Annotated in this window: 16 protein-coding genes; 15 read left to right on the forward strand and 1 reads right to left on the reverse strand. The window is 30.5% G+C overall.

Annotation, left to right across the window (positions count from 1 at the left end; translation table 11 throughout):
• Positions 1 to 3: 3 nt before the first annotated feature.
• The 15 genes from H0I29_RS05925 to H0I29_RS05990 all read left to right on the forward strand — a co-directional run bounded on the left by H0I29_RS05925 (position 4) and on the right by H0I29_RS05990 (position 11,120).
• A complete protein-coding gene (locus H0I29_RS05925) occupies positions 4 to 375 on the forward strand; it encodes a polymer-forming cytoskeletal protein (RefSeq protein WP_254712706.1) in 372 nt (123 codons plus the stop codon).
• Positions 341 to 559: an AtpZ/AtpI family protein gene (locus H0I29_RS05930; RefSeq protein ID WP_208890791.1), complete on the forward strand. Its 219-nt coding sequence runs from the start codon at positions 341 to 343 to the stop codon at positions 557 to 559. The genes H0I29_RS05925 and H0I29_RS05930 overlap by 35 nt, the downstream gene beginning before the upstream one ends.
• Positions 552 to 941 carry a DUF6168 family protein gene (locus H0I29_RS18485; RefSeq protein WP_368384399.1) on the forward strand — a complete coding sequence of 130 codons (390 nt, stop codon included), beginning with the start codon at positions 552 to 554 and terminating at the stop codon, positions 939 to 941. The genes H0I29_RS05930 and H0I29_RS18485 overlap by 8 nt, the downstream gene beginning before the upstream one ends.
• A gap of 81 nt (positions 942 to 1,022) precedes the next feature.
• Positions 1,023 to 2,156, forward strand: a complete 1,134-nt coding sequence (atpB, locus tag H0I29_RS05935) for a F0F1 ATP synthase subunit A (RefSeq protein WP_218754751.1) — start codon at positions 1,023 to 1,025, stop codon at positions 2,154 to 2,156.
• A 74-nt stretch (positions 2,157 to 2,230) separates the two neighbouring features.
• Positions 2,231 to 2,419 carry an ATP synthase F0 subunit C gene (gene atpE, locus H0I29_RS05940; RefSeq protein ID WP_068447578.1) on the forward strand — a complete coding sequence of 63 codons (189 nt, stop codon included), beginning with the start codon at positions 2,231 to 2,233 and terminating at the stop codon, positions 2,417 to 2,419.
• Positions 2,420 to 2,513: 94 nt separating this feature from the next.
• Positions 2,514 to 3,014 carry a F0F1 ATP synthase subunit B gene (locus H0I29_RS05945; protein ID WP_218731927.1) on the forward strand — a complete coding sequence of 167 codons (501 nt, stop codon included), beginning with the start codon at positions 2,514 to 2,516 and terminating at the stop codon, positions 3,012 to 3,014.
• A 7-nt stretch (positions 3,015 to 3,021) separates the two neighbouring features.
• Positions 3,022 to 3,579: an ATP synthase F1 subunit delta gene (gene atpH / locus H0I29_RS05950; protein ID WP_218731928.1), complete on the forward strand. Its 558-nt coding sequence runs from the start codon at positions 3,022 to 3,024 to the stop codon at positions 3,577 to 3,579.
• 21 nt (positions 3,580 to 3,600) lie between these two features.
• Positions 3,601 to 5,178, forward strand: a complete 1,578-nt coding sequence (atpA, locus tag H0I29_RS05955) for a F0F1 ATP synthase subunit alpha (RefSeq protein ID WP_218731929.1) — start codon at positions 3,601 to 3,603, stop codon at positions 5,176 to 5,178.
• Between the two features lie 30 nt (positions 5,179 to 5,208).
• Positions 5,209 to 5,547, forward strand: a complete 339-nt coding sequence (locus H0I29_RS05960; RefSeq protein ID WP_166383788.1) for a four helix bundle protein — start codon at positions 5,209 to 5,211, stop codon at positions 5,545 to 5,547.
• Positions 5,548 to 5,576: 29 nt separating this feature from the next.
• A complete protein-coding gene (atpG, locus tag H0I29_RS05965) occupies positions 5,577 to 6,443 on the forward strand; it encodes an ATP synthase F1 subunit gamma (RefSeq protein ID WP_218731930.1) in 867 nt (288 codons plus the stop codon).
• 228 nt (positions 6,444 to 6,671) lie between these two features.
• Complete coding sequence (locus H0I29_RS05970; protein ID WP_218754752.1) at positions 6,672 to 7,136, forward strand: hypothetical protein; 465 nt, start codon at positions 6,672 to 6,674, stop codon at positions 7,134 to 7,136.
• 99 nt (positions 7,137 to 7,235) lie between these two features.
• Positions 7,236 to 8,156: a hypothetical protein gene (locus H0I29_RS05975; RefSeq protein WP_218754753.1), complete on the forward strand. Its 921-nt coding sequence runs from the start codon at positions 7,236 to 7,238 to the stop codon at positions 8,154 to 8,156.
• Between the two features lie 205 nt (positions 8,157 to 8,361).
• Positions 8,362 to 9,114, forward strand: coding sequence for an SDR family NAD(P)-dependent oxidoreductase (locus H0I29_RS05980; RefSeq protein WP_218754754.1), 753 nt, complete (start codon positions 8,362 to 8,364; stop codon positions 9,112 to 9,114).
• Position 9,115: 1 nt separating this feature from the next.
• Positions 9,116 to 9,979: an aldo/keto reductase family oxidoreductase gene (locus H0I29_RS05985; RefSeq protein WP_218754755.1), complete on the forward strand. Its 864-nt coding sequence runs from the start codon at positions 9,116 to 9,118 to the stop codon at positions 9,977 to 9,979.
• Position 9,980: 1 nt separating this feature from the next.
• Positions 9,981 to 11,120, forward strand: coding sequence for an ATP-binding protein (locus tag H0I29_RS05990; protein ID WP_218754756.1), 1,140 nt, complete (start codon positions 9,981 to 9,983; stop codon positions 11,118 to 11,120).
• A 644-nt stretch (positions 11,121 to 11,764) separates the two neighbouring features.
• On the opposite strand, the gene H0I29_RS05995 is transcribed toward H0I29_RS05990, so the two are convergent.
• A complete protein-coding gene (locus H0I29_RS05995; protein WP_218731936.1) occupies positions 11,765 to 12,955 on the reverse strand; it encodes a DUF1501 domain-containing protein in 1,191 nt (396 codons plus the stop codon).
• Positions 12,956 to 12,958: the final 3 nt, after the last annotated feature.

The following is a 12,958-nucleotide window of genomic DNA, read 5'->3' on the forward strand; positions in this document are numbered from 1 at the left end:
GTTATGGAGAGAAATGTTCTTGCTAAAAACACAAAAATTGTTGGCGACATAAAATCTGATGGTGATTTTAGAATTGATGGAACATTAGAAGGAACATTAGTGACAAAAGGACGAGTTATTATAGGTGCCGATGGTTTTGTAAAAGGAAAGGTAGAATGTACCAATGCGGATATAGAGGGTAAATATTCTGGAAACCTTTTGGTATTAAATACACTAACCATAAAAACGAAAGCAAATATTTCTGGAGAGGTAATAATCGGAAAACTATCTGTAGAGCCAGGTGCTACATTTAACGCAACCTGTACTATGAAAGGAGCCGTAAAAGAATTAAATTCTAGTAATGACAAAAAAAACAGATCAGAAAAAACCGCTTAATAAAGCAATAAGACTCTCTGGTGCGGGTTTACAAATGGGCTTAACTATTTATTTAGGCTCATTATTAGGGAAATGGTTAGACCTAAAATTTAACACTGCTTTCTTAACAGAAGCTATTACATTATTCGCCATCTTTGTAGCCACCTATTCTTTGATAAAACAAGCCAATAAAATTAATGATTAGAATTGTTATTACGTATTGCATTGCCTTAGTTTTACTTTTTGCTATCAGTTATGGTATTCATAGTTTTTTGATAGAAAAAAACCAGGTAATATTACATTTTAAACTAGTAGAAATATACGAATTTAACGTTGGTTTCTCTGTATTGGTTTGTACTAATTTTGTTGCATTCTCTTTTGTTGATAAATTCAAAAAAAAATTAAGTTATATATATCTTGCCGCTATTCTTATTAAACTAATACTGTTTAAATTAGCCTTCTACGACACCCTATTTCTAAAGGAAACACTCACGGTTTCAGAAAAATTATCGTTGCTAATTCCAACCCTTATTTTTTTATCAACAGATGCATTTTTTGTAGCTAAAATACTGAACAAAAAACAATAAAATAAAATAGCTAAAAAAAAGAGTGTAAGTATTTGAATAATTACATACCTTTGCCGCAAATTTAGAAAGCGTATTTTAAAAATGGGTGTTGCACAAAAAACAATCAAATTTCTTACAATAGCTGTAATAGCTCTTATTACAACTACAAGTTTCGCATTTGAATCAGGTAAAAAGACCGACGACCAAAACGACGGAGGACAAGTAAATACCAAAGAAGAGGTAAAAGCTTATATAGAGCATCACCTTAAAGATTCTCACGATTTCGCATTTTACTCTTACACAAATGATGCAAATGAAAGAAAACATGTAGGTTTTCCGCTTCCTGTTATTGTCTGGACTACAGAAGGTTTAGTTACTTTTATGTCATCAGAATTTCATCATAATGACGATGGACATGTAATTGTAGAAAAAAACGGCTTAAAATTCGCAAAAATACACAGTAAAATTTACGAGCTAGAAAACGGAGCTGCAACAGTTTCTTTTGACGATGCTCATCATGCTACAAACGCTAGCAGAGTTTTAGACTTTTCTATCACTAAATCTGTTGTAGGTATTTTATTTGCAGGATTTTTAATGTTCTTAGGATTCTCTAGATTAGCAAAACAATATAAATCAAGACAAATACCAAAAGGATTTAGTCGTGTTTTAGAGCCTTTAGTTTTATACGTTAGAGACGAAATTGCAAGACCAAACATTGGTGAGAAAAAATATAAAAAATTTACAGGCTTTTTATTAACCGTATTTTTCTTTATCTGGATCTTAAACTTATTAGGTTTAACTCCATTTGGATTTAACGTTACGGGTCAAATTGCAGTAACATTAGCATTGGCATTATTTACAATGGTAATCTATTTAGTAAATGGTACCAAAGATTTTTGGATGCACACATTATGGATGCCAGGTGTACCTTATATTTTAAGACCTATATTAGCAGTTATAGAATTAGCTGGTTTTATTTTAATTAAACCGTTTTCTTTACTTGTACGTTTATTCGCAAACATTACTGCGGGTCACTTTATTGTAATGAGTTTAATTGCATTAATGGTAACAATGAAAGAAGCATTCGGACCTGTAGCATCTACAGGAATGTCCTTAGCATTGGCTTTGTTTATAATGGTTATTGAATTATTAGTAGCCTTTTTACAAGCATATATATTTACAATGTTATCATCATTATTTATTGGAATGGCTGTTGAAGAACATGACCATCACTAAAACCTTGGTGCAAACCAAGTATCAAAAGAGAGTATTAGAATTTGTTTAATTAATATATTTAAAAATCAATTAGTATGTACAATTTAATTGGAGCAGGATTAATCGTAATCGGAGGAGGACTTGGATTAGGTCAAATCGGTGGAAAAGCAATGGAAAGTATTGCTCGTCAACCTGAAGCAGCTGGTAAAATTCAAACCGCAATGATCATCATTGGTGCCTTATTAGAAGGATTAGCATTTGGTGCATTAATCTTAGGGAAATAATTTTCTCAAAAAAAAACGAAAACACATTTCTGTAACGGTTGGTTACAGAAAGTGTTTTTAAATTAAACAAAGAACAATATAATTAGTAAATAGAATGGAAACTTTATTAAACGACTTTTCACCAGGCTTATTTGCAATGCAAGTAGTAATCTTAATTATCTTATTAATTTTGATGAAAAAATTTGCTTGGAAGCCAATTCTAAACTCTTTAGAAGAAAGAGAAACAGGTATAGAAGATGCATTAGAAGCTGCAGAAAATGCACGTAAAGAAATGCAAAACTTACAAGCTGATAACGAAAAATTAGTAAAAGAAGCTAGAGCAGAAAGAGAAGCAATGATGAAAGAAGCTAGAGATATTAGAGATAATATGATAGCAGAAGCTAAAGAAGATGCAAAAGAAGTTACTACTAGTTTAATTGAAAAAGCGCAAGCTTCAATTCAGCAAGAAAAGCAAGCAGCTTTAGCAGAAATAAAGAAAAACGTTGCCGAATTATCTATTGGCATCGCAGAATCAGTAATTAAGAAAGAATTATCTAATAAAAAAGATCAGCTAGAATTAGTTGAAGGACTTTTAAAAGATGTTACTTTAAACTAATTTAAGCATGAAAAACGCAAGAGCAGCAATACGTTATGCAAAAGCAATTTTAAATCTTGCTAAAGATTCAAAAGAAGAAACTGCCGTAAATGACGATATGTTATTTATTGTTAGTACAATTTCTGAAAATGAAACTTTTGAAGTAATGCTAAAAAGCCCTATTGTTAAACCATCTGAAAAAACAAAAGTTTTAAAAGCTTTGTTTGAAGGTAAAGTAAACAATATTACACTTGGCTTATTTCATTTATTACAAGATAATAAAAGAATTTCCATGCTTCTTAGTATTGCAAAGCAATATGCTATTATTTATGATTTTGATAAGAATATAAAAGTAGCAAAGGTAACTACAGCAGTTCCTTTAACAGAAGAAATAGAAAAGAAAGTTTTAGCTAAAATTGTAGCCATAACAGGAGACAAAGCTAATATAGAGAACGTAGTTAATCCGGCTATTTTAGGAGGATTTATTTTACGTGTGGGAGATGTGCAGTATGATGCAAGTATCTCTAATTATTTATACGAATTGAAAAAGGAATTTGACAACAGTCATTTTATTCCAAAAATTTAATTATACATCAAATTATAAAAGATGGCAAGTATCAAACCAGCTGAAGTATCAGCAATTTTAAAGCAACAGTTAACAAATTTTGAAGCAAAAGCTACTTTAAACGAAGTAGGTACTGTTTTACAAGTAGGAGATGGAATTGCTCGTGTTTACGGTCTTTCTAACGTTCAATATGGTGAATTAGTAGAATTCGATAATGGATTAGAAGGTATTGTATTAAACTTAGAAGAAGACAATGTAGGTGTTGTTTTATTAGGAGCATCAACTTCTATTAGAGAAGGATCTAACGTTAAACGTACAGAACGTATTGCCTCTTTACAAGCAGGTGAAGGCGTTGTTGGACGTGTTGTAGATACTTTAGGTAACCCTATTGATGGTAAAGGACCTATTACAGGTAAAACTTATCAAATGCCTTTAGAGCGTAGAGCTCCTGGAGTTATTTATAGAGAGCCAGTAACTGAGCCATTACAAACTGGTATTAAATCTATTGATGCAATGATTCCTGTTGGACGTGGACAACGTGAGTTAATCATTGGAGATAGACAAACTGGTAAATCTACCGTTGCTATTGATACTATTTTAAATCAAAAAGAATTTTACGATGCTGGTGAGCCAGTATATTGTATATATGTAGCTATTGGTCAAAAAGCTTCTACTGTTGCAGCAATTGCAAACATGTTAGAAGAAAAAGGCGCAATGGCTTATACTACAATCGTAGCAGCAAATGCATCAGATCCTGCAGCAATGCAAGTATATGCACCATTTGCTGGAGCTGCAATTGGAGAATTTTTTAGAGATACTGGTAGACCAGCTTTAATTGTTTTTGATGATTTATCTAAACAAGCAGTTGCATACCGTGAGATTTCTTTATTATTAAGAAGACCTCCAGGACGTGAGGCATATCCTGGTGATGTATTTTACTTACACTCTAGATTATTAGAACGTGCTGCAAAATTAATCAATGATGATAAAATTGCTAGTGAAATGAACGATTTACCAAATTCTTTAAAAGGAATTGTAAAAGGTGGAGGTTCTTTAACTGCATTACCAATTATTGAAACTCAAGCAGGAGACGTTTCAGCATATATTCCAACAAACGTAATTTCGATTACAGATGGACAAATTTTCTTAGATGGAGATTTATTTAACTCTGGTGTTCGTCCAGCAATTAACGTAGGTATTTCTGTATCTCGTGTTGGTGGTAACGCACAGATTAAAGCAATGAAAAAAGTATCTGGTACTTTAAAATTAGATCAAGCTCAATACCGTGAATTAGAGGCATTTGCAAAGTTTGGTTCTGATTTAGATGCAGCTACAATGAGTGTAATTTCTAAAGGACAACGTAATGTTGAAATTTTAAAGCAAGCTCAAAATGATCCTTTCTCTGTAGAAGATCAAGTTGCAATTATCTATGCAGGTTCTAAGAACTTATTAAAAGATGTTCCTGTAGACCAAGTTAAGAAATTCGAGAAAGATTATATCGATTACTTAAACTCAAAACATAGAGATACTTTAGATACCTTGAAGTCTGGTAAATTAACACCAGAAACAATTGCTGTTTTAGAAGCAGCAGCTAAAGAAATTTCTACTCATTTTGAATAAAGACTAGTTAAGAGTTTAGAGCGATGAATTATGAGTAAGTTAACTGAAAGCCCTATAAGAATTAAAAGCTTTCAGTTTGCTTGCGAAATAGTTAAATATTGTGATACTCTTAAAGAAAATAAAGATTTTGAATTAGCATCTCAATTAATAAGAAGCGGAACAAGTATTGGAGCCAATACAAGAGAAGCACAAAGAGGAGTTAGTAAAAAAGATTTTAAATACAAATTTGGTATTGCTTTAAAAGAAGCTGATGAAACCAAATATTGGTTAGAAATTTTAGAATCAACAGGTAGAAAAGTACCAGCTGAATTGAATAATAAGTGTGAAGAGTTAATACGTATTTTGGTAGCAATTATCAAAAACTCATAACTTAACACTCATAACTCATAACTTGAGAAATGGCAAACTTAAAAGAAATACGTAATAGAATTACCTCTATTAAATCTACAATGCAGATTACATCTGCCATGAAAATGGTATCTGCTGCAAAGTTAAAAAAAGCACAAGATGCAATTACGGCAATGAGACCGTATTCATCTAAACTAACTGAATTGTTGCAAAATTTAAGTGCAACTTTAGATAGTAATGCTGGTGGAGTGTATTCAAATCAAAGAGAGGTTTCTAAAGTTTTATTAGTTGTTGTAACTTCTAACAGAGGTTTGTGTGGTGGTTTTAACTCATCAATTACAAAAACAGTTATTAGAACTGTAAAAGAAAAATACAGTAATGTTGATGTAGACCTATTTACCGTTGGTAAAAAAGGTGGAGATATTTTATCTAAACAATATAACATTGCAGAATCTAATAACGAAATTTACGACGATTTAACTTTTGATAACGTAGCTGAAATTGCTGAAAAGTTAATGAGTCTATTTGCTGAGGGTACATACGATAAAATTGAACTTATTTATAATCAATTTAAGAATGCTGCAACTCAAATTCCGCAAGTAGAACAATTTTTACCAATTAAACCTATTGAAGGTGGTGATAAAGAAGCAGTAAGCTCTGATTATATTTACGAACCATCTAAATTACAAATTGTTGAAGCTTTAATACCTAAATCTTTAAAGACTCAGTTATATAAAGCACTTAGAGATAGTTTTGCATCAGAACACGGTGCTCGTATGACTGCAATGCACAAAGCAACAGACAACGCAACAGATTTAAGAGACGATTTATTGTTAACTTATAACAAAGCACGTCAGGCAGCAATTACCAACGAAATTTTAGAAATTGTTGGTGGTGCGGAAGCATTAAACAATTAGACAAAACTTTTGTGAAGTCAAATTATTTAAAAGTGCGGAAGCATTAAACAATTAGACGAAACCTTTGTGAAGTCAAATTATTTAAAAGTGCGTAAGCATTAAATAATCAGACATTTTAATTATCCTGCAAAAGCAGAAACTTATAAAAAAAGAGCTTATCAAAATTGATAAGCTCTTTTTTTATACCTTGCCATATCGTTTGATTTCTATTATAAAAAAATAAGAATTATGAAAACTTTATCTATTTTGTTACTTATCTTAAGTTTTTCGCAATGCGGAAGTACAAAATTTCAAAAGAATACTTCTTTTATAATTGATTCGGCAAACTATATGACTTGGACTGGAGAACAACCAGGAATTCATGGTATTAATGTTCAAATTCAATTAAAAGAAAAATCGAGTATTACGTTTGATTCTTTATACTTTAGAAACAAGGCAACAAAAGTCGAAATTAAAGAAGCATCTCTTATTATAGCAAACTATACAACTTCAAAGAATAAAAACTTAGATGTTACACTTCATTTAGACCCTAAAAAAGAATTCAAAAATAAACTTCCCGTACAAAAAAAGATTCCTTTTGAATTATCAAAAAAGGAAGCAGTTCTATCCTATCAACTAAATGGAGAAACAAAATATTATAAAATAAAAGAGATTAAAGAGAGGGATACTAAACTTACTCAACAAATACAATAAACAGAAAAAACATTCCTTAAAAACCACTCAATTATGAGTGGTTTTTATTTTTGGCACGTATTTTGAAATTACATAAGCATAACAGTAAAATTCAAGCTTATGAAATCAATAAAACTACTTATAACAATAATCATTACCGGAACACTATTAAGTTCTTGCTCTAGAGTTGACGATAATTATGACATTTCTTTAGAACAAGTAGTCACAGATTATGACTTATGGTATGTAGATTATCATAGAACAACAGGAAGTGGAGACATACCTTATGTTTCAAGAGCCTTTACTTTATCATTTGTAAATGGAATTTTATACGCAAACAATAATATTGTAGATATTGGAAGAACCGGAAATGGATTTGGAATTGATGTTGGAACTTACAATACGTATAATGGTATCTTAGAAACTGATCATGATATAGACGGTGCAAACGACTTTGAAGTTACTGTACTTTCTAACAATGAAATAAAATTATACAACTACAGACAAAATGTAAGCTACTACTTAATTGGGTATCAAGTAAATCAATTTGACTATGATAAATTATTTTACGAAAACATAGAATACTTTTTACAAGAATATATTGGTTGGGAGAAATTAAGTACAAAAGGAGGCTTAACAGATGCCTTTGATAATGAAAATTATTTAGCTTTTACACCCGAAAATATAACAACATTTTATAGCTCTCAAGATCCTTCTGGCACACAAATTGATAATATCTATTGGGATTACGTTGGTGCATATGAAATCTTTGATATCAATGGATTTGAGGATATAAAGGATTTAACATTATATTATGATGACGGAGATACAGAAGAGTTTGAGTTGGACGTTATTAATGATGGAACGATAGCACTTTATAATTATGAATCTGGAAAAACTTACGAGTTTTCTGGAAGAGGTTATTTAGAATTTAAGAAAAGTGAAAATTCTAAAACAAGTGCAAAAGATATTGTAAGGAATGATGGTAGAAAACGTACTAAGATAATAAGAGAAACAAAAGAAAGAAGAAATTTAAAATAAAGTTTGGTTAGTTGATTTTTGATTGGAGTAGTTACCAATTGAAAGATAAACCGTCCTGTGGAGGACGGTTTTTTCTTTGTTTATAATTTGATGAAAATTAAACCCTAAAATTCTGACTATCAAAATATGTTTTCTTAATTTTATAAAACAATTTCACGGAATAAATTAGATTACTGCTATCGCAGGAATAATAGAAAAAAGACAAATGAAACAAACAGCATTTATAACCGGAGCTACGTCTGGAATTGGAAAAGCAACCGCAGAAATTTTCGCAAAAAATAACATCCGTTTAATTCTTTGCGGGAGAAGAGCAGAACGATTATCAGAACTTAAAGAAACTTTAAATAAACTTACAGAAGTAACCACTTTACAGTTTGATGTTTCTAAAAGAGAAGAAGTTGCAACAGCCATAAATTCATTACCCGAAAACTTTAAACAAGTTGATATTTTAATCAATAATGCAGGGAATGCACATGGTTTATCTAGCATACAAGATGGCGATATAGATGATTGGGATGCTATGTTAGATATAAACGTAAAAGGTTTGTTATACGTTTCCAAAGCAATCATTCCGCAGATGACAGATAGAAACAATGGTTTTATTGTAAATATTGGCTCTATAGCGGCAAAAGATGTCTATCCTAACGGAAATGTATATTGCGCTTCTAAACACGCTGTAGATGCTTTAAATAAGGCAATGAGAATCGATTTAAACAAACATAACATTCGTGTTTCTGCAATTCATCCTGGGGCGGTAGAAACTGAGTTTTCAGATGTTCGTTTTAAAGGTGATAAAAAAAAGGCAAAATCTGTGTATGCAGGTTATAAAGCTTTACAAGCAGATGATATTGCAGATATTATTTATTTTGTAATTTCTAGACCGTATCATGTTAATATAGAAGATTTAGTAGTGTATCCTACAGCACAAGCAACACCAACAATCTTGAATAGAAATTAAAATGCCAAAATCAGAAATTATAATTGGGTGCATGTCTTGGGGGAAATGGGGAAAACAATTTTCTACTAAAGAACAAATTGATATGATTCAATTCTGCGTAGAAAACGGCTATGCAACTTTTGATCATGCAGATATTTATGGTGATTATTCTACAGAAGCTGAATTTGGAAAAGCATTTGAAAAAACTGGCATTCCACGTGAAGAAATTCAATTAATATCTAAATGTGGTATCCAACTTGTTGGAGAAGCTCGAAACAATAAATTAAAACATTATAATTATTCGAAAGAATATATTATTTGGAGTGTAGAATCTACTTTAAAAAACTTAAAAACGGATTATCTTGATACTTTTTTACTGCACAGACCAAGTCCGCTTATGCAACCTGACGAAATTGCAGAAGCCATTACTGAACTGCAAGAAAGTGGTAAAATAATCAATTTTGGAGTTTCAAACTTTACGCCTTCTCAAGTTGATTTAATTGCTGATAAAATTCCTGTTTCTGTAAATCAGATAGAATTTTCTTTAACACATCATAATGCAATGCAAAATGGCAGTTTAGATCAAATGCTACAAAAAAATATGCAGCCAATGTGTTGGAGTCCTTTAGGAAGTGTTTTTAGAGAAAAAACTACAAAAACAGAAAGAGTAAAAGCAGTTTTAAAAACATTAGTCGCAAAATATACTGTTTCTGAAGATGTGTTATTATTAGCGTGGATTTTAAAACATCCTTCAAAATTATCTCCAGTGATTGGAACTACTAATAAAGAACGAATTTTAAACGCGAATAAAGCTTTAGAAATTAATATAGAACTACAAGATTGGTTTCTACTTTTAGAAGCTAGCCAAGGAGAAGAAATGCCATAAAATGATAAACAAAAGACTTTTAATCAAAAACCTACTTTCTCACAACGATGAGAATAGTTTTTATGATAAAAAGCAAAAATTATCATTAAGTGCAAAAGATGGAAAAGCAAAGTTTTTAAAACATATTTGTGCCCTTTCTAATTCCAATCCAGAAAATAATTCTTACATCGTTATTGGTATTGAAGATGAAGAAAACAAAATTATTGGTGTCGATTTTTATGATGATAGCAAGATTCAGAATTTAGTGAATGCTTATTTAAAAAACCCTCCAAAAATTGAATATGAAAATGTTCCTTTTCCTAGCTTACAGCGTCATAAAGTAATTGGTTTGGTTACTATTCATCCGAATAATAAAATTACATCACTTTTAAAGAATACTTGGAAATATAGAAAAGGAACTACTTTTTATAGAAGAGGAAGTAACTCTTTACCTTCTTCCGGAAATTTTGAATTGCGAAACACCAATAAAGATATTGTTGAAGCTATCGAAAAAAATGCGAGTAATAATATAGAATTAACCTTAGATGGTGTTTTCGATTTCATCAACAACCATAAATCAGCCTACAACCCCCAATATAAAGTTTTTAATGAACAATTTGTGTTGTGTTGGGCAGGAGAAAAAAAGCTTATAAACGATGAAGTTTATTTTTCTAGGGTAGATATCGAATTAATTAACGAGCAAGTAAAGTTGTTTTTTTCTGCTTTAGATGATGTTCAAATTAGTTATAATCAGCAATCTTTCATTATCACTGAATACATCTACTTAGGATTAGAAAAGCAAGAAGAATTGTATCCTTTAGAGAAAACAATTATCAATTTTAAAGAAAACGGGCAGCATGATATTGTAAAAGAGTTTTTGTTTGTTCCTCCAAAATTTGATATAAACATTATACATCACATTTACAATGACTGCAATGCTATTGTAAAAAAAATTGAAAACAACATACCTCTTTCTGTAATTGAAGGTGTGGATGTATTGCGTTTACCAACCAATTATTTAATCTGTTATTTACACGGTTATGTAGACGTTTCTAAACAGTTAAAGAAGGTAAAAACGTACCTAAAAGATTTAAAAGATAAAACAACGTATATAAAGTATAAAGAAGCAATGCGTGTAATTAGAAAAGTGCAATATCATTAAATAAAAAGAGGTTGTCTAAAAAAGTTTTTTTTGTCAGTAAGACAAGTTTAATACTTTTAAGACAACCTCTTCTTGTAAAGGGATATTTAAATTTATAGGTTACTTTCTAGACTTCCGTTTCTTCATTTTTTTATCTTCTAATTTCTTTAAAATTTTCTCTTGTTTTTTCTCGTTTAATTCTGCTTTTGTGAGCTTTTTTCTCAATACAGCCATGATATTATCATTTTAAATTTATATATAAAAAAACAGTATCGTAAACTCTAAATTGACACATTATTACATATGCGAGTAAAGCCATTCAATTTGTTATTTTGAATATCTTCTATAAGAAATAATGAAATAGAGCTGTGTAGGCACACTCGAAATGCCTAATTAAGACACAAAGATAATTTTACGTTTTCTATACATTGCAAAAGAAAAAGAAGCACAAACAAAGCCATGGACAAGCGTCTCATAAAATCCTTGTAGATATTTTCTTTTTATTGATTTCATTGCAGTATTAAAATAAAATATTGATTAATTATCAAAGATAACTTTAAGTTTTCGACTTTCCAAATTTACATGCATAGCTTAATTTTAATCCCTAAAAACAGGATATATTCCTATAAAAGTTGAATCTAAATGTATCTTGGATATGAGAAGTATTAAACAAAATTTAATTTAGAAAATGATTTGTTCAAAATAGCAACATCATCTACTTGCAACCATTTGTCTAAAATTGTTGCATAAATTTCTCTAAAATCTATTTCATAATTAAGGTTTCCATTTTTATCTAAATCACCCAAATTAGGTAAATTATTATACAAACCTTGTTTCTTTAAGTTTTTTCCCATCACAAAAACATTGTTAGCTGTTCCGTGATCTGTTCCTTTAGATTCGTTTTGTTTTACACGTCTACCAAACTCAGAAAAAGTAAGAATTAACACATCATCAAATGTGTTGTTTTTTTGTAAATCATTTATAAACACTTCCATACTTTCTGCATAGACCTTTAACAATCTTTCTTGTGTTCCTGCTTGGTTTGCGTGTGTATCAAAACCACTTAAACCTGCATAATATACTTGTGTTTCTAAACCAGAATTTATAAATTGAGAAATAGTATTAAGCTGTTTTCCAAAGATATTTTTAGGGTATTCTGCAGTCCTACTTCTGGTGTTGCTTTTTTCGTAAATGTGTTTTGCAGATGATTTTGCATCAATCATAGTATTGTACAAATAGCCTAAATTATGTTCGCTTAAATGCGCATCATTATAATTGGTTACCACATTGTTAAAAAATGGTGCACGCATAGAATTATAAAACATTTTTGGGTCTGTAATTGCCAATCCGTTTTGTGTATTCCCTTTCATCATTAAGGACAAACTTTCATCAACTTCAATAGCAGCATATGGATTTCCTTTGGTGTAATCTAAATAACGACCTACCCAACCATTTTGTAAATACTCATTACTATCACTAGCTGTTTGCCAAATATCTGTAGATCTAAAATGTGATAAATTAGGGTTTGGATACCCTACATTATTTATAATACTTACAAAACCTTTGTTATATAAATCTTGTAAAGGTTGTAGGCTTTTGTGGAGCCCAACCTCATCAGAAATTTTAAAGACATCATTTTGTTTTATGGCGATATTATTTCGTTGTTGATAATAAATATCGTTTTGGAAAGGAACTACCGTATTTAAGCCATCGTTCCCTCCTTTTAATTGAATAATTACTACTTTTTTATGGCTAAGTGTTTTAATAGGAAGTTGTTCAAAAGCCTTTAAAAATTGAGGCACAAAAAACATTCCTGAAGCAAAAGTTGTTTGTTTTAAAAAATCTCTACGTTTCATAAT

Source organism: Polaribacter sp. R2A056_3_33 (assembly GCF_019278485.1).
GTDB lineage: Bacteria > Bacteroidota > Bacteroidia > Flavobacteriales > Flavobacteriaceae > Polaribacter.